This window comes from Gallibacterium salpingitidis, assembly GCF_001678495.1.
Classification (GTDB): Bacteria; Pseudomonadota; Gammaproteobacteria; order Enterobacterales; family Pasteurellaceae; genus Gallibacterium; species Gallibacterium salpingitidis.
Map to the genome: position 1 here is coordinate 36,911 of NZ_JTJL01000012.1, position 21,642 is coordinate 58,552.

At 38.2% G+C, this 21,642-nt stretch carries 17 protein-coding genes; 5 read left to right on the forward strand and 12 right to left on the reverse strand.

Annotation, left to right across the window (positions count from 1 at the left end; translation table 11 throughout):
- Positions 1-11: 11 nt before the first annotated feature.
- The 7 genes from hpaE to hpaA form a co-directional block, all read right to left on the reverse strand.
- The gene (gene hpaE, locus QS62_RS03120) at positions 12-1,475 is read right to left on the reverse strand and encodes a 5-carboxymethyl-2-hydroxymuconate semialdehyde dehydrogenase (protein WP_066106158.1); all 1,464 of its coding nucleotides are present in this window, start codon (positions 1,473-1,475) and stop codon (positions 12-14) included.
- Between the two features lie 29 nt (positions 1,476-1,504).
- On the reverse strand, positions 1,505-2,266 hold the full coding sequence (locus QS62_RS03125) for a fumarylacetoacetate hydrolase family protein (RefSeq protein WP_066105759.1): 762 nt from the start codon (positions 2,264-2,266) through the stop codon (positions 1,505-1,507).
- A 10-nt stretch (positions 2,267-2,276) separates the two neighbouring features.
- The gene (locus QS62_RS03130) at positions 2,277-2,963 is read right to left on the reverse strand and encodes a fumarylacetoacetate hydrolase family protein (RefSeq protein ID WP_066106161.1); all 687 of its coding nucleotides are present in this window, start codon (positions 2,961-2,963) and stop codon (positions 2,277-2,279) included.
- Positions 2,964-2,973: 10 nt separating this feature from the next.
- Positions 2,974-4,305, reverse strand: a complete 1,332-nt coding sequence (locus QS62_RS03135) for a TRAP transporter large permease (protein WP_082966122.1) — start codon at positions 4,303-4,305, stop codon at positions 2,974-2,976.
- A 3-nt stretch (positions 4,306-4,308) separates the two neighbouring features.
- On the reverse strand, positions 4,309-4,836 hold the full coding sequence (locus QS62_RS03140; RefSeq protein WP_066105762.1) for a TRAP transporter small permease: 528 nt from the start codon (positions 4,834-4,836) through the stop codon (positions 4,309-4,311).
- Positions 4,837-4,898: 62 nt separating this feature from the next.
- The gene (locus QS62_RS03145) at positions 4,899-5,924 is read right to left on the reverse strand and encodes a TRAP transporter substrate-binding protein (protein WP_066105765.1); all 1,026 of its coding nucleotides are present in this window, start codon (positions 5,922-5,924) and stop codon (positions 4,899-4,901) included.
- Positions 5,925-6,175: 251 nt separating this feature from the next.
- Positions 6,176-7,105: a 4-hydroxyphenylacetate catabolism regulatory protein HpaA gene (gene hpaA, locus QS62_RS03150; RefSeq protein ID WP_082966123.1), complete on the reverse strand. Its 930-nt coding sequence runs from the start codon at positions 7,103-7,105 to the stop codon at positions 6,176-6,178.
- 267 nt (positions 7,106-7,372) lie between these two features.
- Between hpaA and hpaB the strand changes: the two genes are divergently transcribed.
- Both hpaB and hpaC read left to right on the forward strand, forming a co-directional pair.
- Positions 7,373-8,971 carry a 4-hydroxyphenylacetate 3-monooxygenase, oxygenase component gene (gene hpaB / locus QS62_RS03155; protein ID WP_066105768.1) on the forward strand — a complete coding sequence of 533 codons (1,599 nt, stop codon included), beginning with the start codon at positions 7,373-7,375 and terminating at the stop codon, positions 8,969-8,971.
- Between the two features lie 66 nt (positions 8,972-9,037).
- Positions 9,038-9,538 carry a 4-hydroxyphenylacetate 3-monooxygenase, reductase component gene (gene hpaC, locus QS62_RS03160; RefSeq protein ID WP_066105771.1) on the forward strand — a complete coding sequence of 167 codons (501 nt, stop codon included), beginning with the start codon at positions 9,038-9,040 and terminating at the stop codon, positions 9,536-9,538.
- Between the two features lie 97 nt (positions 9,539-9,635).
- Here the strand turns inward: hpaC and QS62_RS03165 are convergent, their stop codons facing one another.
- A complete protein-coding gene (locus QS62_RS03165; RefSeq protein WP_066105774.1) occupies positions 9,636-11,420 on the reverse strand; it encodes an ABC transporter ATP-binding protein/permease in 1,785 nt (594 codons plus the stop codon).
- 185 nt (positions 11,421-11,605) lie between these two features.
- Between QS62_RS03165 and QS62_RS03170 the strand changes: the two genes are divergently transcribed.
- Entirely contained in the window at positions 11,606-13,264 is a 1,659-nt protein-coding gene (locus QS62_RS03170; RefSeq protein ID WP_066105776.1) for a putative transporter, read from the forward strand.
- Positions 13,265-13,379: 115 nt separating this feature from the next.
- Positions 13,380-14,354 carry a 2-hydroxyacid dehydrogenase gene (locus tag QS62_RS03175; RefSeq protein ID WP_066105779.1) on the forward strand — a complete coding sequence of 325 codons (975 nt, stop codon included), beginning with the start codon at positions 13,380-13,382 and terminating at the stop codon, positions 14,352-14,354.
- A 61-nt stretch (positions 14,355-14,415) separates the two neighbouring features.
- On the opposite strand, the gene iolG is transcribed toward QS62_RS03175, so the two are convergent.
- Genes iolG through iolD form a run of 3 tightly spaced genes read right to left on the reverse strand, consistent with a single transcriptional unit; the run spans position 14,416 to position 18,299 of the window.
- Entirely contained in the window at positions 14,416-15,426 is a 1,011-nt protein-coding gene (gene iolG, locus QS62_RS03180; protein ID WP_065239325.1) for an inositol 2-dehydrogenase, read from the reverse strand.
- Positions 15,427-15,436: 10 nt separating this feature from the next.
- A complete protein-coding gene (gene iolE, locus QS62_RS03185; RefSeq protein ID WP_066105782.1) occupies positions 15,437-16,333 on the reverse strand; it encodes a myo-inosose-2 dehydratase in 897 nt (298 codons plus the stop codon).
- Positions 16,334-16,364: 31 nt separating this feature from the next.
- On the reverse strand, positions 16,365-18,299 hold the full coding sequence (gene iolD, locus QS62_RS03190) for a 3D-(3,5/4)-trihydroxycyclohexane-1,2-dione acylhydrolase (decyclizing) (RefSeq protein WP_066105785.1): 1,935 nt from the start codon (positions 18,297-18,299) through the stop codon (positions 16,365-16,367).
- A 342-nt stretch (positions 18,300-18,641) separates the two neighbouring features.
- Here iolD and QS62_RS03195 point away from each other — a divergent pair, with 342 nt between their 5' ends.
- Entirely contained in the window at positions 18,642-20,546 is a 1,905-nt protein-coding gene (locus QS62_RS03195) for a bifunctional 5-dehydro-2-deoxygluconokinase/5-dehydro-2-deoxyphosphogluconate aldolase (RefSeq protein ID WP_066105788.1), read from the forward strand.
- Between the two features lie 80 nt (positions 20,547-20,626).
- On the opposite strand, the gene QS62_RS03200 is transcribed toward QS62_RS03195, so the two are convergent.
- The gene (locus tag QS62_RS03200; protein WP_066105792.1) at positions 20,627-21,460 is read right to left on the reverse strand and encodes a MurR/RpiR family transcriptional regulator; all 834 of its coding nucleotides are present in this window, start codon (positions 21,458-21,460) and stop codon (positions 20,627-20,629) included.
- Positions 21,461-21,642 lie beyond the last annotated feature (182 nt).

Sequence of the window (21,642 nt, forward strand, 5' to 3'; positions counted from 1 at the left end):
ATCTCCTTTAATTACTTCACACCCCAACGAGGGATCGTATGATTTTCTAGTGGTAAGCAAACATTTTTGATTTCAGTAAAGACTTCAAAACTATATTCACCACCTTCACGTCCGACACCGGATGCTTTGATACCACCAAATGGTTGACGTAAATCACGAATATTATGGCTATTGATAAAGACCATACCTGCTTCAATGCCATGAGCTAAACGGTGGGCTTTACCTAAATCGTTAGTCCAAACATAAGAGGCTAAGCCGTACTCAACGTCATTTGCTAAACGTAATGCTTCATCTTCATCTTTGAATGGAATTAAACAAACTACCGGTCCAAAGATCTCTTCTTGCGCAATCCGCATTTTGTTATTCACATTGGCAAAGACTGTTGGACGAATGAAGTTACCTTTGCTGAGATGTTCAGGTAAACCTTCAGGGCGTTCTAAACCACCAGCCATTAAAGTTGCGCCTTCTTCCATACCAATACGGATATAACCAGTTACTTTGTCATAGTGCTGACGAGTAATCATTGAACCTACTTGGGTATTGAAATCTTGCGGATCGCCGACAATGATACGTTTTGCTCTTTCTGCAAATTCTTTTACAAAATCATCATAGATAGTTTCTTGGATAAAAATACGCGAACCAGCGGTACAGCGTTCACCATTGAGCGAGAAAATTGCAAAGAGAGAAGAATCTAAAGCTCGACCGATATCTGCATCATCAAAGATTAACACTGGTGATTTACCGCCAAGTTCCATTGATAATTTTTTCAAACCAGCGCTACGCATAATATTGCGTCCAGTAACGGTACCACCAGTGAAGGAAACTGCTCTTACATCATTGTGACATACTAAAGCGTGACCAGCTGTTGCACCATAACCTTGAACAACGTTAAATACCCCTTCCGGAATACCCGCTTCTAACACTAAACGTCCTAACTCATTGGCAGTTAAAGGAGAAAGTTCAGACATTTTCATTACTGCGGTATTACCAAGCGCTAAGCAAGGTGCAGTTTTCCAAGTGGCGGTCATAAATGGTACGTTCCAAGGAGAAACTAATCCGCAAACACCAACTGGTTGATATAACGTATAGTTGAGCATTTTGTCATCGACAGGATAGGAGTGCCCATTCATACGAGTACAGACTTCGGCAAAGAAATTAAAGTTATGGGACGCACGTGGAATTAATACATTTTTGGTTTGGTGAATTGGTAACCCGGTATCTAAGGTTTCTAATTCAGCTAATTTCGCCACATGTTTATCAATTAAATCGCCAAGATTACGCATCAATTTAGCGCGTTCTTTTGCTGGTGTTCTTGACCATTTTGGAAAAGCATCTTTAGCAGCTTGTACAGCCGCATTGATCTCTTTTTCACCACCACTAGCAACTTCACAAATTACTTCACCAGTTGCCGGATTGATATTTTGGAATGTTTCTTCGCTGGCGACTTCTTTACCGTTGATCCAATGTTTAAGCATAGTCATAGTGTTTCTCCTCTCTGAAAATTTTATTTATTAAAAAATGCACGTTCACTAACGAGATAATTGGTTAGCTTGCCAACCTGTTCAATTTCAACATCAACAACATCTCCTGGTTTGACATCGGCTAAACCTTTCGGTGTGCCTGTCGCAATCATGTCACCGGGTTGCAATGTCACTCTATGCGAGAGGTACTCTACTAAGAAGGGAATATCAAAAATCATATCTTTAGTGCTGCCTTGTTGTTTTAGCTCACCATTGATCCATGTTTTTAAGGTGAGATTCATTGGATCGAGGATATCTTCTTTATCGACAATCCAGGGACCAACTGGCGTGGTGGCATCACGATTTTTGACGCGAAGATTTGGACGATAATAGTTTTCTAGATAATCACGAATAGCGTAATCGTTGCATAAGGTATAGCCAGCAATATAATCCATTGCATTTTCACGTTTGATGTCTTTAGCTGCTTTACCAATCACCGCAACCAATTCACATTCATAATGCATATATTCAACATTATCCGGACGCCAGCTAACTTGTTTGTGTCCTGTATAAGTATTAGGCGCTTTAATGAATACTAATGGGGTAGTCGGTGCTTTGAATTCAAGTTCAGAAGCGTGATCAGCATAGTTTAATCCTAACGCATACATCGTGCCTGTTGATGGTGGTAACCATTGTACGGCGGCAGCTGGGATTTTTTCCTGATTGGCTAACAGTAAGGTGTCATCATCTAAAACTGTCACAATTTGAGCTTGATTGCGATATAACACGCGTGCATATTTTGCCATAATCTGCTCCTTATCTCGCTTGCTCAATAACGGTATTGCTAACACTGCCTAACTGTTCAAAAGTCGTTTCTACACAGTTATTTTTGGTGACAATAATTGGGCAATCATCTGTACCAACTAATAAGATATCTCCGCATCTAAAGGTCATAAACTGACTTAAAAATGAAACTAATTGATTGATATTACGTAGCATCTTATTTCCCTCGCTCTGTTTTTTCGGTTGTCCATCTACACTGATATGGATAGCAATTTGATCTGGATTGTTGATTGCGTGTTTTGGTACTTCTTGCCCAATTGCACAGAAACCGTCGCGGCAACGCCCAGTAATATCAGGACGATAGTAATTGTCATTCGGTAAGGAGAATAAATTGACAGGTACAAAACCTCGAATATATTGCTCAACCTCTGTTTCAGTAATACGAGAAGTGTCTTGTGCAAAAACAACACCAATATGTGGTTCAATACGTAATTCATTTTCCCCTTGTGGTAAAACCACATTGCCACCGTTACGATTTAATGTGCTTGGCGGTTGTAAAAAAATGACTGGTGTTTTAGGCGGTTCTTTATAAGGTGCTTGTTGAAAAACCGCATCAAGTCGAGCTAATTGTGCTTGGCTATTTAATGCAATGGCGAACACAGTAGGTGCTGCGGTGGTACAAGTTGTAACGACTTGTTTAGCTAATGATGATTGAGTCATAAAAATACCCTTATTCAAATACATGTACGAGTCCGTACGCTAAAACTGGTACTACGGTCACTAAAGCAATACGCATAAAGTCTGATAAGAGGAATGCCATAATCCATTTTGAGGTTTGCCCTAACGAGGTTTCACCATCAATTTTATTGATAATAAATAGGTTCATTCCTACTGGTGGCGTTACCAAGCCAATTTCCACAACCATTAAGGCTAAAATACCAAACCAAATCGATTTATCTTGTGCACCTAATCCCCAGAAATCTAATCCCATAATGATTGGATAGAAAATAGGAATAGTGAGTAGGATCATTGCGAGCGAATCCATTACACAACCTAAGAATAGATAGATTAATAAAATGGTTAGCAACACTAATAATGGAGGAAACTGTTGTTCGACCACCCAAGCGGCTAATTGATTTGGCATTTGCGTAATGGCTAAACCAGAGTTCAATAGATCGGCGCCAATCAACACCATGAAGATCATCGCTGTTGTTGTTGCTGTTCCTAAAATACTGTCGAGAACACCACGCCAATTTAGTCCGCCATTTAACCAAGCAATGATTCCACAGGCTGCCGCACCAATTGATGCTGATTCAGTTGGATTTGCCCAACCAGCATAGATACTGATGATGACAATCAAGAACACAATAAAAATTGGAATAACTTGGAATTGACTTTTCAATGCTTCTTTAAATGGCATTTTTTGTGCAGTTGGACCTGCGTCCGGATTAATTGATACTAAGATTTTGACGACTAATACATAGCCTAGCATTGCCAATAATCCAGGAATAATGGCAGCAACGAACAATTTACCAATAGATTCTTGCGTTAATACGGCATAGATAATTAATGGTACAGAAGGCGGAATTAAAATACCTAAAGTACCGCCAGCCGCTAAAGTAGCAGTGGATAATGCACCAGAATATTTTCTTTTCTTCAGTTCTGGTAACGCAACTTGTCCCATTGTTGCAGCAGTAGCAAGGGAAGAACCGCAAATAGCGCCAAATGCTGCGCAACTACCAATCGCCGCCATGGCTAAACCGCCTCGCCAATGACCGATAAAGCTACTGGCTGCTTTAAATAATGCTTTCGACATCCCACCATTTAGGGCGAATTGTCCCATTAGAATAAAGAATGGAATAACAGCTAAATCGTAATTGGATAAGCGAGCATAAACTAGACCATTTAAGGTAAACATCAGCATACTGGCATCGCCTTGCCCTAGGTATAAATATAGACCTACGGCGGCTAAGAACATTGCGATCCCAATATGAATACGGATAAGTAATAAAGTTAATAAGATAAGGAATCCCACAATTCCCATTTCTACACCGCTCATCATAATTTATACCTCTTTTTTCGTAGCGTGTACGACGCAGTAATAGAGAGAGCAAAGTGCCATTAAAATGAATCCAGGGATCATCAACATATTAGGCACCCAGACAGGAATTGACATTAATGCAGTGACTTCGGCGAAGTCATATAACGCCATACTTTGAAATATCATTCGATACACTAATAAAATTGCCACCGCAAACAGTGCAAGATCCGCTAAGGCATCCATTTTGTTTTGGATAGCTTTTGGCAATTTCATCGTAAAGAAATCCACTTTTAGGTGTTCGTACATAATGGTACAAAATGGTAAAAATAGTGAACCTGCGACGGCACTGCCAGCTTGAACCAGCTCAATATCGCCAACGACACCACCGAAGCCTAATTTTCTTCCGACTAAAGAATAGAGCGAAATCGCAATTAGGATTAAAAAGATAAAGCCACCAAGTAGAGCTAATTTTCTAGCAATTTGATAGAGAACACGACCTACAGGAGTATCAACTAGAATAGGGATTTGGTTGACAGACAATGTTTCACTCATTGTATCCTCCTGCCCCACAGCGTGAATGTGGGGCGAAAAATTAGGAAAAGTTATTGATGGTTTTATTGTTGTTCTTTAACCATTTGTTTAATGTCATCGATCAATTTTTGTCCATCAACTTTGCTTGCTTTTGCGTCATTGATCCATTGTGCAGTGACAGATTTTGTCATTTCTTGCATTTGTTGGATCTTCGCAGCGTCATATTTAGCAATAACGCCTTTACCAGATAAAGTTTTATCAATAGCGTCTTTTTCAGCTTGTTCCCACGCTTTAGTAATACGTTCAACCATTGCTGGGCCGCTATATTTGTCGAAAATTGCTTTTAGATCAGCTGGCATACTGTTGTATTTGTTTTTGTTCATTAACAACATTAATACAGTAACTGTTGGATAAGGTTGGCCGCTTTCTGGTAATACGTGGTATTTGGTTACCTCATCTAATTTAGATGGTGGAACCACTTCCCATGCACCCATAGCACCATCCACAACCCCTTTAGAAATACTTTCTGCAACTTGTGATGGTGGAATAGAGATCGCTTCACCACCAAGTGCTTTCATCATTTGAGAAGCTAAACGAGTAGGTGTTCTGAGTTTCATTCCTTTTAGATCACTCACATTGTCCAACGGTTTATTGGCGTGGAAAGTTACCCCACCGTCAGTTTGTACGCTGATCACTTTGAAATCTTTAAATTCACCATCTTTGGAATATTTTTCAAAGAATTTCCATGCAACTTGGTTACCTACACGAGAATTAGGAAGCAAGAATGGTGTTTCTAGCGCTTCAATAGTTTTGAAACGTCCAGCAGAATAGCCAGGAGCTGTCCAAACAATATCCGCTACTCCATAACGAACTTGGTCAACGAGTTGTGCTGGAGTACCGCCAAGTTGGTTTAATGGATAAAGCTGACATTCAATGCGACCATTAGATTCTTTATTTAGATCATTACACCATGGAGTAAGAATATGTTGGTGAATGGTTGATAGCGGCGGTAAAAAGTGTCCAATTTTTAATGTAACTTTATCTGCAGCTAAAGCGTGCGTTGCAGCTGAAAGAGCTAAAATAGGGACTAATAATGTCATTTTTTTCATGGTAGGTCATCTCCATCACGAATATGAGGTGTTGCATGAACACTTGCCTAAAACCATAGAAGCAAGCAGAGTAGTTATTATTAAAATCGTTAAGACAATTTAGAAAACAGACATAAAGGTCAAAACTCATCTTAATACTTTATGGTTAAAAAAATATTAAGATTGTTAAAATTTATAATAGATTTTTTACAAACTTGAAATGTACTTTTCTGGTAAAAAAATGTACTTTTCCTGTTCTACAGGAAGAGTTTTTATGATGTGTGATCTCGATCGCGAAATCTTTTTGGTGATACACCAACGCGAGCTTGAAAGTAACGAGAAAAGTAAGCGGGGTCGCTAAACCCTAAATCGTAAGCAATTTTGCTGATCGAATCTTGGGTAAATAACAATTTAAATCTCGCTTCTTGTAATTGCCGCTCAATAATGATTTGTTTTGGCGAAAGTCCGGAAAACTTTTTGCACAATACATTCAAACGACTTTCACTAATACAAAGATGTGTTAGATATTCAGAAATGACCCAATTCTTTTTAAAGTGTTGTTCAATCAGTTGGTTAAATTGATTGAACATATCAATATCGCCGCCTTTTACCGGTAATTTCTCGGCAACCTGTACATTTTTCTCTTTTAGACGTGCAATATTGATAAATAGAATTTTGGTATAGAGTCGCAACATCGTGTGCTTTTCTGCGCGACTTTCTTGATACTCCTCAACGATTTTATCCAAAATCGTTTCCATCTCTTTAGTGTCAGGACTGTTTTTATCTAATTCCATGCAAAGTTGCTGGAAATAGTTATTGTTTTGCTGGATAGAACGAAGTAAATCCCAAATGAACTGTTGGGGAATCGTTAATACGTGACCGACGGTATCAAGTTCTGTATAGAAACTATGAGGTACTGATGGAGAGGTTAAAATAAAACAAGGTGCTTTTAATGAATAAATATTTTCGCCAAGTTGTAAGTAAATTGCGCCTTTCGTTAAATAATGCAATTGAAAATAACGGTCGTGAAAATGCAATTTTGAAAATTGCCCATAGAAAATCCGTAATTTCTCAAACGATTCATAATGAATTTGTGACCCATCTTTAGGTGCACCGTAAGTGAGATTAATATCGATATTGATAGCTTCATTTTTGGAGTCATCTAATAGTGTAATAAAACTTTCCTTATCATAAATGCGCATAAACGAAGCCTCAAAAATTTATTGAACATTAAATAACAGAACAACAGGGAACGATTTAATTCTATCACTATTTTGTAAGTAAAGAAGTCATTAACCTAAGTAAATGAGATCTAACTCACATTTTATTTATAAAACAGTGGAATAACAGAAAAGTACATTTTTTAACTTAAAAATTACATTTTAATAACACATTTTCTCCTCTATAAATGTTAATACTTACCCAATAGGGGGTAAAACTTCCAAAAACTTTATTAAGGAGTGACTGCCATGACCAACCAAAATCGTTATGAACATAAAAGACCAGATGATTGCCGTAAAGAAAAAAATCGTCCTTTCACTGGTGAAGAATATTTAGAAAGTCTGCGTGATGGGCGTGAAATTTATATCTATGGTGAACGTGTTAAAGATGTAACAACCCACCCAGCATTTAGAAATGCCGCAGCCTCAATTGCGAAACTTTATGACGCCTTACATGATCCAAAAAGTAAAGATGAATTATGTTGGGAAACGGATACCGGTAATGGCGGTTACACACACAAATTCTTCCGTTATGCAAGAACTGCTGAAGATTTACGCGAACAACGTGATGCAATTGCTGCTTGGTCTAGACTCAGTTATGGTTGGATGGGTAGAACACCAGATTATAAAGCGGCATTTGGTACATCATTAGGCGCAAATGCAGATTTCTATGGCCCTTATGCAGATAATGCACGCGAATGGTATAAACGTATTCAAGAATCTTGCCTCTATTTTAACCACGCTATTGTTAACCCACCGATTGATCGTAATAAACCAATTGATGAAGTAAAAGATGTCTATGTGAAAGTCGAAGAAGAACTAGAAGACGGTATTATTGTGAGCGGTGCTAAAGTGGTGGCAACTAACTCTGCATTAACTCACTATAACTTTATCGGTTTTGGTTCAGCACAAATTATTGGTTCAGATGAAAAATTTGCGATGATGTTTATTGCACCAATGGATGCAAAAGGGGTGAAATTAATTTGTCGTCACTCTTATGAATTAGCAGCTGGTGCAACAGGTTCACCGTATGATTTCCCACTTTCTAGCCGTTTTGATGAAAACGATGCGATTTTGGTGTTAGATAAAGTATTTATTCCAAAAGAAAATATCTTGATTTATAAAGATTTTGATCGTTGTCGTAAATGGGCACAATATGCAGGTTTCGCAACACTATTCCCAATGCAGGCTTGTACACGTTTGGCAGTTAAATTGGACTTCTTATCAGGAATTATTCATAAAGCGTTGCAATGTACTGGGGTAATTGAGTTCCGCGGCGTAGCGGCACAAATGGGTGAAATTCTTGCGTGGCGTAATTTATTCTGGTCATTAACAGATGCAATGTATGGTAACTCATTCTCTTGGGAAAGTGGTTGCCGTATGCCAAGCTTACCGGCGATTCAAACTTATCGTGTAATGGCGCCAATGGCTTATTTAGCAGTGAAGAAGATTGCTGAACAAACCGTAACCAGTGGTTTAATTTATCTACCGTCACACAAATTAGATTTTGAAAACCCAGATATTGATAAGTATCTCGAAAAATATGTGCGTGGTTCTAACAATATTGAATATCGCGAACGTATTAAGATCTTAAAATTACTTTGGGACGCTATTGGTACAGAGTTTGGTGGACGTCACGAGCTTTATGAAATTAACTATGCGGGTAGCCAAGAAGAAGTACGCTTACAAGTGCTTGGACAATCAACTGCTAATGGTATTCTGCAAAAATGCTTTGATCTTGCTGATCAATGTTTGGCTGATTACGATGAAAACGGTTGGAAAGTACCGCACTTGACTAACCCGGATGATATTAATATGCTCGGTGACCTTAATAAATTCTGTAAATAATGATGTATTAAGGTACGTGAGCAGAGATCACGTACCTTCTTTTATCCTGAACGCTAGGAGTGTTTTATGTCGAAAACCTTGACCCCAGAACAACAAAATTTCCGTAATGCAATGTCAAAGATGGCTGCTGCGGTAAATATTATTACAACGCATGGTGAAGCGGGAACTTGTGGTATTACTGCAACAGCGGTTTGCTCGATTACGGATACCCCTCCTACGGTGTTGGTTTGTGTAAATCGTAATAGCCAAATGAATCCTGTATTCCAACAAAATAAACAAGTTTGTATTAATGTTCTTTCCGCAGAACAAGAAGAGCTGGCTTGTCATTTTGCTGGCATGCGTGATAGCTCGATGGAAGATCGTTTTAAAATGGATATCTGGAAAGAGAAGTGCGAACCGGGACATGCACCCGCTTTAGTAGGTTCTTTGTCTAATTTACATGGCAAAATTACTACAGTGCATGAAGTCGGAACACATTCATTATTTCTAGTGACATTAGATCAGATCGATGTGCATGAGGGACAAGGTTTAGTCTATTTCAACCGAACATTCCAAGTAGTGAAATAGTAATAAATACAGACTGCTGACAAACCTTTAGAGGTATAGGTTTGTCAGCAGTCTGCAATAACCTTATATAGGAAACATATAAGGTTATTTGTTGTGATTAATGGATTGTTTTAGCTTGCCATTCGCCATTGCCTAATAAGGTAAGTAGATCGGAATGATGTTGATGTAAGGTTGAACGGTGACCAACGCTGATTAAAATCGTATTAGGCAAACGTTCTATTAGCAATTGATACATTGCGAATTCTAACCCCTCATCCATACTAGAAGTCGCTTCATCTAGGAAAGCAACTTTTGGTTGCGCCAGCAATAAACGTGCGATAGCAACACGTTGTTGTTCACCTAAGGATAGAATTTTAGTCCAATCGCGTTCTTCATCTAATTTATCGATTAAATGTGCCAATTGTACCGATTTTAAGATTTCCGCTGCGCGTGCTTGATCATTGTCAGGAATAGTATTTGGGTAATATAGGGTTGAACGTAAAGTCCCTTGCGGTAGATAACTTTTCTGAGATAAGAACAATGCTTCATCTGGGCGTTGAATTTTCCCTTCTGAATATAACCATAAACCCGCGATTGTTCGCAATAATGTGGTTTTACCTACACCGGAAGGTCCTTGGATTAATAAACGTTGCCCTGTTTTTAAGGTTAAATTGAGTTGTTTTAATAGTGTTTTCCCTTCGGCGTTATAAACGGATAATTGATCAAAAACAACGTCGTCTGTATTGAGGGCAATTTGTGCTACATTGCTTTGCTGGCAAGTTTGAATTGCCGCAGTAAAACCGCTTAACCGTTCTAAAGTTGCACGATATTCGGTAAAAGCGTCATAACTATTACGGAAGAAAGAGAGTGAAGAGTGAACTTGTCCAAATGCTTGCGCAGTTTGTACCATATCACCTAAGGTAATTTGTTTAGAGAAGAAACGGTGTGCTTGGATAATAAATGGAAAGACGACCGAAACCTGGCTGACGACTAAGTTAAAGCCTGATAATTTCAATGTACGGTAAACGAGCTTCCACACGTTATCAATAATCTTTCTGAATTGATCATTTAATAGAATTCGTTCGATTTTTTCACCGGCATAAAAGGCAATACTTTCCGCATACTCTTTGATACGAATTAATGAGTAACGATAATCCGCATTAAGTTTTTCATTAGCAAAATTAAGTTTGATTAATGGGCGCCCTAATCTAAATGCGAACACACTGGTAATCAAAACGTAGATAAATACTAAAAACACCATCATATGTGGAATTTCAAAACCAGCGATGGTCATTGGTCCAGATAAATTCCATAAGATACCGGTAAAGGCGACAATGGATACAGTCGCACTAATGACGCCGGTAGAGAAATTCATTGAGTTTTCGACATAAGCAGTAATATCTTGTTGAATACGTTGATCAGGGTTATCTAATTGGTTGTAAGTATATTGCGTTTTATAAAAACTTTGATTGCTGAGCCAGCGATCGAGAAAATTGCTGTTAAGCCATTCCCGCCAGTGAATATTAAATTTACTTTTTACAAAATAAATCACTAGTACATTGATTAAATTGATCCCGGCGATGATACAGAAGAAGATCATTTGTTGCCAAAACGCTTCTTCATTTAGATCCTGTAAGGATTTATACATATTGTTGTACCACTGCGAAAAGATTACATCGAGTCGCACAGATAAGAGCGTTAAAAAGACAATAATGGTGAAAGTAATTAACGGCACCACGCCATGTTTACCAAAAAAATAAGTTTTGGTTAGTTGCCAAAATTGATGCCCCCAACGGGTAAATTTAATCAATAAGGTGAGTGCTAAACAAAAACAAATGCTGCTGATAATTAGACTTTTGAGTATCCAAACAAGAGAAGTGACTGCTTCTGAAACTAAATCCATTCTGTTAAAACCTAAAATTGCTAAGTAATTGATACAACGTTGCTTATTATTTTGCCTACAGACAACAATTTAAGCAAAAAATTTCGAAAAAATTTAGCAAAAATTGCCTTTTCTCAGTTTTTTTCCAAAAAGAAAGCACTATAATTTTGCGCAGTTTTATTTTTTAACTATTAAGGAGTAGTTGTATGAGTGATATTGCTATCACTATCAGTCTCCTATCATTAGTTGCTGTACTTGGATTATGGATAGGACACTGGAAAATTAGGGGCGTCGGTCTTGGTATCGGCGGTGTATTGTTTGGCGGAATATTAGTTTCCCATTTCACTACACAATATGGTATCACTTTAGATGCGCACACTATGCACTTTGTGCAAGAATTTGGTCTCATTCTCTTTGTTTATACCATAGGGATTCAAGTTGGACCGGGCTTCTTCTCTTCACTACGATCATCTGGCTTAAAACTCAATTTATTCGCCATGATGATCGTTTTTTTAGGTGCGGTGTTAGTGGTCGTTATGTACAAACTATTTGGTTTGGAATTGCCTGTAATACTCGGTATTTTCTCAGGTGCGGTAACTAATACGCCATCATTAGGGGCAGGGCAACAAATTCTTGCTGAATTAGGTTTTACCAATATTACTGAAACGATGGGTACTGCTTATGCAATGGCTTATCCATTTGGTATTTGTGGTATTTTGCTCACTATGTGGTTAGTGCGCTTATTCTTCAAAATCAAGATTGATCAAGAAGCCGCAGCGTTTGAACGTGAAATGAATCACGACAAGGAAACCTTAAGTGCGATCAATGTTAAAGTGACCAACCCAAATCTTGAAGGCTTACGCATTGGTGAAATCCCAGGATTAGAAGTAAAAGAAGTGATTTGTTCTCGCTTAAAACGCGGCGATACTTTGTTAGTGCCAAAAGATGAAACCATTGTTCAGTTAAATGATTACTTACATTTAGTCGGTGAGCCAGCAGCGTTGCATCGTGTGCAATTAGTTGTTGGTGAATTGGCTGGTAGTGAATTATTAACAACTCGTGGTACAGATTTACGTACTGTGCGTGTGGTAGTTACTAATGAACAGGTGCTTGGTAAGAAAATTCGTGATTTAAATATTCATCAAAAATATGAAGTAGTAATTTCTCGTTTAAATCGTGCTGGGGTAGAACTTGTACCAAGTCAAAGCACCAGTTTACAGTTCGGGGACGTGTTAAACCTTGTTGGACGTTTAGATGCGATTGAAGCCGTTACTGCGATTATTGGTAATGCACAACAAAAATTACAACAAGTACAAATGTTGCCAGTTTTTATTGGGATTGGTTTAGGGGTATTACTCGGTTCTATTCCAGTACAAATTCCTGGTTTCCCAGTAGCATTAAAACTCGGGTTAGCAGGTGGGCCATTAGTGGTAGCGTTAATTTTGGCAAGAATCGGTAGTATCGGTAAACTTTATTGGTTTATGCCGCCAAGTGCTAACTTAGCATTACGGGAAATTGGGATTGTCTTATTCCTTTCTGTGGTTGGTTTAAAATCAGGCGGTAATTTCTTAGAGTCATTGATTGATGGTGATGGTGGTGAATGGGTGCTTTATGGTGTCTTTATTACCTTTATTCCACTCTTTATAACAGGAATCATCGCGAGAATTTATGGCAAGTTAAACTATCTTACTATTTGTGGTTTACTCGCCGGTTCAATGACCGATCCCCCAGCGTTAGCTTTTGCTAATGCAATGAAAGAAGAAAGCGGTGCAGCGGCGCTCTCTTATGCTACTGTGTATCCGCTGGTAATGTTCTTACGGATTATTTCACCGCAGTTGTTAGCGATATTGCTGTTTGCCATTTAAATGACAACATAATGAGAAATAACCTAGCCGATGTGCTAGGTTATTTTTTGTCTATTTCAAATATTTATTAAGTGATAGGATGACACAATATGCTAAAACACAAAGAGGAACTAGTATGAAAAAAACAGTAATTCTATATGCGCCTATTGCTCACGAACTTCGCGCTCGTTTAGAACAGGAATTTGAAGTCATTTTTTTCAATAAAATTGATCAGAATAATGAGCAACAATTTTTAGCAGCATTACCCACTGCGGTAGGTGTAATTGGTACAGGAATTGATATTAAAGGCGATCGTTTAGCGAAAGCAGTTAATTTAAAAGCGATTTCTACCATTTCTGTTGGCTATGATAACTTTGATGTAGCAGAGTTAACGGCGAAAGGGATTCGTTTGATGCACACGCCAGATGTATTGACTGATACTACCGCTGATTTGATTTTTACGTTGTTGATGGCAACCGCAAGAAGAATTGTAGAAGTATCTGATTTTATTCATCAAGGACATTGGAAAAGAAGTGTTGATCAATCTTTATTTGGCGTTGATATTCATCATAAGAAAATCGGCATTATCGGAATGGGAAATATTGGACAAGCAGTAGCGAAGCGGGCTTATCTAGGCTTTGATATGCAGGTATTTTATTACAGCCGTCATCGTAAACCAGAAGTAGATCAACAATATCAAGCTGTATGGTGCGAGTTAGATCAATTATTAAAAGAGGTGGACTTTGTTTGTATTACCTTGCCATTAACAAAAGAAACTGAACATTTGATTAATCAAGAAAAATTAAGTTTGATGAAACCGAGCGCGATCTTAATTAATGGCGGACGCGGTAAAATTATTGATGAGCAGGCGTTGATCAATGCATTAAAAACAAAGCAAATTCGAGCAGCAGGTTTGGATGTCTTTGTGCAAGAACCGTTGCCAATGGACTCTGAATTATTGCAATTATCCAATGTTGTGTTAGCGCCACATATTGGTTCAGCTACTTTTGAAACCAGATATAAAATGGCGGAATTAGCCGTTGAAAATCTCATTGCTGCGTTACAACCAGAAAAACCAAAGAAAAATTTGGTTAATCGCGAGGTTGCTTAAACATAAAATAAACCCCGATATAGGTTCGCCATATCGGGGTAAGTCTAATAATAATGACTAATTAAGCTACTTCACTAATTTTCACTGGGCGGCCTTCGTCCAATGATTTTTTCGCTGCTAATGCGATTAATACTGGTTGTAAGCCGTCATTGCCATTCACTAATGTTGGTTTGTCATTAACAATAGAATCCACAAAGCATTTAATTTCATCAGCAAAAGATTGCATATAGCGTTCAAGGAAGAAATATTTTGGTTTTTCAGCAATCACGCCAGCTTCGCAAGAGTAAACTGCAGTAGAGTCTGTATCATTGCGAGTTTGTACCGCACCTTTAGAACCAAATACTTCGGCACGTTGGTCATAACCGTAAACTGCTTTACGGCTATTATCAATCACACCAATTGCACCATTGGCTAATTTTAACGTGATTACGGCAGTGTCAATATCGCCAGCTTTACCAATTTCCGGATTAACTAACACACCACCTGCTGCATACACTTCCACTACTTCGCTGCCAGATAAGTAGCGAATCATATCGAAATCGTGAATGGTCATATCAAAGAATAGACCGCCAGACACTTTGACATATTCGATTGGTGGCGCATCTGGGTCACGAGAAGTTACACGAATAAGATGTGGCTCGCCAATATCACCTGCCACAACACGATCTTTGATTGCTTTAAAGTTGTGGTCAAAGCGGCGGTTAAAACCTACTTGGAATTTCACGCCAGCTTTTGCAACGACATCAAGCACTTCACGAATTTTATCTTTGTTTGGATCGATTGGTTTCTCACAGAAAATATGTTTTCCTGCTTGTGCTGCTTCAATTGAGATTGGTGCGTGAGTATTGGTTGATGAACAAACTAATACTGCATCAATTTCTGGATCTTGTAAGATTTTACGATAATCATCGTAAACATTTGGGATCCCCATACTTGCTGCCCAAGATTGCAACTCTTCTGTTACTTTAATATCAGAAATCGCTTTAATTTCAGCGCCTTTTACATATTTGCTGATACTTTCTGAATGGACACGACCAATACGACCAGCACCGATAATACCTACTTTAATCATCATAGACTCCTTAAATACCTGCAACTTCTTTGATATATTTACGACCTTTTAATGCGTATTCAAATGGATTCGCTAACGCAGGATCTTGTTCTGCTTCTACGACCATCCAACCTTTGTAATTGTGTTTTTCTAAGATCTCAAAAATTGGTTTGAAATCAATAACGCCGTCGCCCGGAACAGTGAAAGTCCCTTTTTTCACGCCTTCTAAGAAGCTAAGATCTTTTGCTTTCACTTCAGCAACTACTTCATCACGCACATCTTTTAAGTGAACGTGAACGATGCGATCGATATATTTTTCTAATACATCTAACATCGCTTTTTGACTGCCTTCTGAATAGTAAAGGTGACCTGAATCGAAGAGGAGATAAACATCATCGTTAGTGATTTCCATATATTTATCAACTTCTGCAGGTGTTTGAATACCTGTACCCATATGGTGGTGTAAACAAACTTTCATTCCTTTTTCAGCAGCGAGTTTCGCTAATTCATTATAGCCTTCTGCTAATAGTTGCCATTCTGCGTCAGTAAATACTGTTTTTTCTTTGAAAATCGCTTTCTTTTGTCCTTGAATACTACGGCTTTGCTCTGAACAACCGATCACTTTTGCTCCCATTGCGTGGAGAAAATCACGATGCTCAATAAAACCTTTAATAGTTTCTTCTTTTTTACCATCGACAAAAAATGTACTAAACCACGCATTACAGATTTGAATACCACGTACATCTAACTTATGTTTCAATACGGCGATATCGCGAGGATATTTGTTACCCACTTCACAGCCCTGATAACCCGCAAGCGCCATTTCACTTACACATTGCTCAAAGGTATTTTCGCTGCCTAGTTCAGGTAAGTCATCGTTAGTCCAGCCAATTGGTGCGATACCAAGTTTTACATTTTCTGCTTTCATAAATTTCTCCTACTGGAAGATAAGTTAATTATTAATAACGTCTAGCTTCATTGATGCGTAATTGCGCATTGGCATAAGCTTGGCGTACACGTTCTTTAGTGGAAACTTCGGCAACGCCAACGTGCCACCAACTGCCATAACCATGAACCATTGTTTTCGGCAATACTTTGACATCAATTAAAGTTGGAACTGTTTGTTTTCTTGCATCTGCTAATGCAGCAAGTAGTTCTTCTTCGTTGCGAACGGTATAGGTTTTGCAACCATAGCTTGCTGCATTCATTGCAAAGTCGATTGGAATAAAGCCAGCATCTAATTTATTAGTATTCGGGTTTCTAAAGCGGAATTCGGTACAGAAGCTATCCATACCATGACCAACTTGTAAATTGTTGATACAACCATTAGTCATATTATCGAATAACACTACATTGATTTTTTTATGCTCTTGAACCGCGGTAACTAGCTCAGTATGGAGCATTAGATAAGAACCATCGCCTAATAAGGTATAAACTTCTTTATTTGGTTCGGCGAGTTTGGCGCCTAAAGAAGCCGCTACTTCATAACCCATACAAGAGTAGCCATATTCAAGATGATAGGTATTTTCGCCTTTTGCCTGCCATACCCGTTGCAAATCACCCGGTAAGCTACCTGCCGCTGCCACAATAATGTCATTTTCGGTCAGTTGTTGATTTAAAATGCCTAAGACACGACTTTGTGTTAAGCAGGATCCAGTTAATTTAATAAACTCGGCAAAAATCTTGTCGCGATTTGGTAAAGCGTCATTCACTTCAGGCACAAAGTTTTCGCCATAAGTCACGTGAGCAACACGATCTAATTCTGCTGCCATTTGTTGTTTAGCAGTTGCAATTTGTTCATCCCATTGTGCTTGATAGCCCGCAAGTAATGGTTGTAATTGCTGTAAAGTTGCTTTGGCATCTGCGGTTACTTGTACTCCATCAAGTTTATAAGCATCAAAACGAGCAACATTAATATTAAGGAATTGCACTTCTTCATTTTGGAAAATCCATTTAGATGAAGTGGTGAAGTCGGTATAACGAGTACCAATACCAATCACTAAATCAGCTTCTTTTGCTAATAAATTTGCAGCTAAACAACCAGTTTCACCAACACCGCCGACATTTAATGGATGATCTGCCACGATAGCACTTTTTCCTGCTTGAGTTTCTGCAAATGGAATTTGATAGGTTTCAGCAAAAGCTTTAAGCTCTTGAGCTGCTTCTGAATAACGCACACCACCACCGCAAACGATCAATGGTTTTTTCTTACTCTTAATCAATTCAACGGCTTGTGCCAACATTGCTGCAGTTGCTGGTGTTCTTTCAATACGATGAATACGTTTTGCAAAGAAATATTCAGGATAATCATAGGCTTCGGCTTGCACATCTTGTGGTAATGCGATAGTGACTGCCCCAGTTTCAGCTGGATCGGTAAGCACACGCATTGCATTGATACAAGCACTCATTAATTGTTCTGGGCGAGTAACACGATCCCAATATTTACTGACGGCGCGGAAAGCATCATTGGTACTGATACTTAAATCATAAGGTTGCTCAATCTGTTGCAACACTGGATCGGGTTGGCGAGTAGCAAACACATCACCCGGTAAGAGTAATAAAGGAATACGGTTTGCTGTTGCAGTTGCTGCAGCAGTGATCATATTTGCTGCACCTGGACCAACAGAAGAAGTACAAGCATAAATTTGTTTTCTTAATTTTTGTTTGGCAAAACCTGTAGCGATATGCGCCATTCCTTGTTCATTACGACCTTGGTGAACAATTAACTCACCACTATCTTGTTCTAATGCTTGACCTAAACCGAGTACGTTACCATGTCCGAAAATACCAAAAATACCTTTGACGAACTTAGTCACTTTGCCATCAACTTCGACATATTGATTATCTAAAAATTTGACCAGCGCTTGAGCAACTGTAAGACGTTGAGTTTTCATTTACCTCTCCTTAATGAATCGTATCAATTAAGATTGATTTGTGGTTATTCTACTCAAAAAATTTTTCAATAAAACGAAATATGAAATATAAATTTCATTTTTGAGAGGTGGATCAACTATTTTAAAAAAATTTGTTGATGATTGAGGAAGAAATAGCCGCATACTTTATATGTATTAGTCAGAAAAAATATAGTTTTGATAGTAAGTGAAAAAAATTTTGCGATCTTTCTCGCAAAAAAGATGATAAGATGTGGAAAATTGAAATTTTTATTCTAAAATTAAATTCATTAGATTTTTTATTTTCTTTAAATGCAAAGCAATACTGATTTTAGGAGGCAGGAAATGTCTAAAACGCTAGATGTCATTTGTTTAGGACGGGTTGCAGTGGATTTATATTCACAACAAATTGGTTCTCGTTTAGAAGATGTGAGTAGTTTTTCCAAATATTTAGGCGGTTCATCTGGTAACGTTGCTTATGGTACTGCAATTCAAGGTTTGAAATCTTCAATGTTAGCTCGTGTTGGTGATGAACATATGGGGCGCTTTTTACGTGAAGAATTGCAAAGTGTGGGAGTGGATACTAGCCATTTAATTACAGATAAAGAGCGTTTAACTGCGTTAGTTATCTTAGGTATTAAAGATACAGAAACATTTCCATTGATCTTCTATCGTGATAATTGTGCAGATATGGCAATTACGGCAGATGACTTTAGTGAAGAGTATATTGCTTCTGCGAAAGCGCTGGCGATTACTGGTACACATTTATCACATCCGAAAACTCGCCACGCTGTATTGACTGCATTAGAGTATGCAGGACGTAATGGTACTAAACGTTTATTAGATATTGACTATCGTCCTGTACTTTGGGGATTAACTTCTTTAGGTGATGGTGAAACTCGTTATATTGACTCAGCAGCAGTAACTAAATCATTACAAGAAGTTTTACACCATTTTGATGTATTAGTGGGAACAGAAGAAGAATTTCATATCGCTGGTGGTTCAACAGATACGCTAACTGCATTAAAGAATGTGCGTACATTTACGAAAGCAACTTTAGTATGTAAACGTGGTGCATTGGGTTGTTCTGTCTTTGAAAGTGAAATCCCTGATGATCTTGATGGCGGTTTAAATGTTTATGGTGTACGCGTTGCAGTCTTGAATGTATTAGGCGCTGGTGATGCCTTTATGTCAGGTTTATTGCGTGGTTATGTCAATGGTGAAGGATGGGAACAAGCCTGTCGTTATGCTAATGCGTGTGGAGCGTTAGTGGTTTCTCGTCATGGTTGTGCGCCGGCAATGCCAACAAAAGCGGAATTAGATGATTATCTATCACGAGCAGAATCGGTACCTCGTCCAGATTTAGATAGTACGTTGAATCATTTACATCGTGTGACTACCCGTAAACAGCAGTGGGAAAATCTTTGTATTTTTGCCTTTGATCACCGTATGCAATTAGAAGAGATGGCAGCGAAGTGCGGCGCAGATGTGAAACGTATTCCACAGCTTAAACAATTATTATTGCGAGCGGCAGAACAGACTGCGCAAGAAGAGGGAATCTATCAAGGACACGCAGGCATTTTAGCGGATACGACTTATGGACAAGATGCGTTAAATGCGATTACTGGTAAGAAATGGTGGATTGGACGTCCGATTGAAAAACCGGGTTCTCGTCCATTGGAATTAGAACATGGTGATTTAGGTAGCCAATTAATTTCTTGGCCGAAAGAGCACGTCGTGAAATGTTTAACTTTCTATCATCCAAATGATAATGACAGTATTAAACAACGCCAAGATCATAAATTATTAGAAGTTTATCAAGCGTGTTGCCGTACAGGGCATGAGTTATTACTCGAAATCATTTTGCCAAAAGATATGGAGCAAAATGAAGCCTATTATGTAGATATTGTGCGCCATATTTATCAATTAGGTATTAAACCAGATTGGTGGAAACTTCCGGGAATGACGTCAATTACTTGGCAGCAATTAACCGCAGTTATTAATGCTAACGATAAATATTGTCGCGGTATTTTAATTCTTGGTTTAGATGCACCAGAAAGTGTATTTGATGCAACTTTTAAAGAAGCAGCATTAGCTCCAATGGTGAAAGGGTTTGCGGTGGGTAGAACCATTTTTGGTGAGCCTTCTGCACAATGGCTAGCGAATGAGTTAGATGATCAAGCATTAGTGAAAGCAGTTTCAGAAAAATATCGTCGCTTAATTCATCTTTGGAAGAAATATCGTGGTTAGTCGTTAATTTTAAGTGGAAGCGTAAATGAAATAACCTAACCTTTTTTGGGTTAGGTTATTTTTTGCAAATAATTCAATTTTTAAGCCTCTTCTTCCTGTTGGAAAGCTAATGAAATCGCTAGGCTTTGCACTAAGTTCATTGTTGAACATTGTGAACGAAAGCCGTTAATGTGAGCCTCTTTAATCACAAATGAGATATCACTAAAACTGACTAATGGGCTAAGCTGGCTATCTGTAATTGCAATTTGTTTCACACCTTCTTTAGCAACAGAATCTAGAATATTGAGCGTTTCTTTTGCGTATGGAGCAAAACTAATCGCCACCACGACATCACCTGGTTTAATCAGATTTAATTGCTCTTCAAACATTCCGCCTAAACCATCAATGATATAAGAACGACGATTTAAGTGATGTAAAGCATAATTTAAATAACATGCAATGCTGTAAGAACGTTTTAAACCAATAATAAAAATATTATTTGCTGCATCTAATAATTTAACTGCTTTATTCAGTTGTGCTGTATCAATATTGGTTGCTAATTGCGTGAGGGCGGTTGCATTGGCGTGGGAGAAAACTGCTAAAATATTTTCAGGACTATGTTGTTGAGTATGATCCGCATCCATTTTATGAAAGAGTTCAGCACGCTCTTTATAGTCTGCAGTAGATTCCATCAAACTTTCTTTGAATACCTGTTTCATTTCATTAAAACCGCTGAAATCAAACACATTGGCAAAACGAATTAATGTTGATGGTGGGACTTCCGCTCGTTCTGCGATAACTGCAACCGTATCAAAAACCACGCTATTTGGGTTATCTAAGATATATTTAGCAACTTGTTTTAGCCGTTTACTTAAACTGTCGTAACGTTCCCGAATTTGATTTTCTAATTGTTCAACTTTGATTGATTTGTTCATATTCTGTGAGTAAGTAGTGAGTGAAATATAGACAATATTCTAAGGGATAACTTTACGATTTGAAAAGGAAATTTCATTTTTATTGAGTATGATATAGAACGCTACAACAAATTATGCGTAAATAATGTAAGATCAAAGGTAATGTTTCTCTTGAAATCTTATTGTTATCCCCAATAACTAGG

Excerpts from the sequence above, each read along its gene's own strand:
- QS62_RS03200 (WP_066105792.1), bottom strand. The coding sequence starts at position 21,460 with ATGAACAAATCAATCAAAGTTGAACAATTAGAAAATCAAATTCGGGAA.
- QS62_RS03165 (WP_066105774.1), bottom strand. The coding sequence starts at position 11,420 with ATGGATTTAGTTTCAGAAGCAGTCACTTCTCTTGTTTGGATACTCAAA.
- QS62_RS03135 (WP_082966122.1), bottom strand. The coding sequence starts at position 4,305 with ATGATGAGCGGTGTAGAAATGGGAATTGTGGGATTCCTTATCTTATTA.
- QS62_RS03145 (WP_066105765.1), bottom strand. The coding sequence starts at position 5,924 with ATGAAAAAAATGACATTATTAGTCCCTATTTTAGCTCTTTCAGCTGCA.
- QS62_RS03140 (WP_066105762.1), bottom strand. The coding sequence starts at position 4,836 with ATGAGTGAAACATTGTCTGTCAACCAAATCCCTATTCTAGTTGATACT.
- hpaE (WP_066106158.1), bottom strand. The coding sequence starts at position 1,475 with ATGCTTAAACATTGGATCAACGGTAAAGAAGTCGCCAGCGAAGAAACA.
- QS62_RS03125 (WP_066105759.1), bottom strand. The coding sequence starts at position 2,266 with ATGGCAAAATATGCACGCGTGTTATATCGCAATCAAGCTCAAATTGTG.
- QS62_RS03175 (WP_066105779.1), top strand. The coding sequence starts at position 13,380 with ATGAAAAAAACAGTAATTCTATATGCGCCTATTGCTCACGAACTTCGC.
- iolG (WP_065239325.1), bottom strand. The coding sequence starts at position 15,426 with ATGATTAAAGTAGGTATTATCGGTGCTGGTCGTATTGGTCGTGTCCAT.
- QS62_RS03170 (WP_066105776.1), top strand. The coding sequence starts at position 11,606 with ATGAGTGATATTGCTATCACTATCAGTCTCCTATCATTAGTTGCTGTA.
- hpaB (WP_066105768.1), top strand. The coding sequence starts at position 7,373 with ATGACCAACCAAAATCGTTATGAACATAAAAGACCAGATGATTGCCGT.
- iolE (WP_066105782.1), bottom strand. The coding sequence starts at position 16,333 with ATGAAAGCAGAAAATGTAAAACTTGGTATCGCACCAATTGGCTGGACT.
- hpaA (WP_082966123.1), bottom strand. The coding sequence starts at position 7,105 with ATGCGCATTTATGATAAGGAAAGTTTTATTACACTATTAGATGACTCC.
- hpaC (WP_066105771.1), top strand. The coding sequence starts at position 9,038 with ATGTCGAAAACCTTGACCCCAGAACAACAAAATTTCCGTAATGCAATG.
- QS62_RS03130 (WP_066106161.1), bottom strand. The coding sequence starts at position 2,963 with ATGACTCAATCATCATTAGCTAAACAAGTCGTTACAACTTGTACCACC.
- QS62_RS03195 (WP_066105788.1), top strand. The coding sequence starts at position 18,642 with ATGTCTAAAACGCTAGATGTCATTTGTTTAGGACGGGTTGCAGTGGAT.
- iolD (WP_066105785.1), bottom strand. The coding sequence starts at position 18,299 with ATGAAAACTCAACGTCTTACAGTTGCTCAAGCGCTGGTCAAATTTTTA.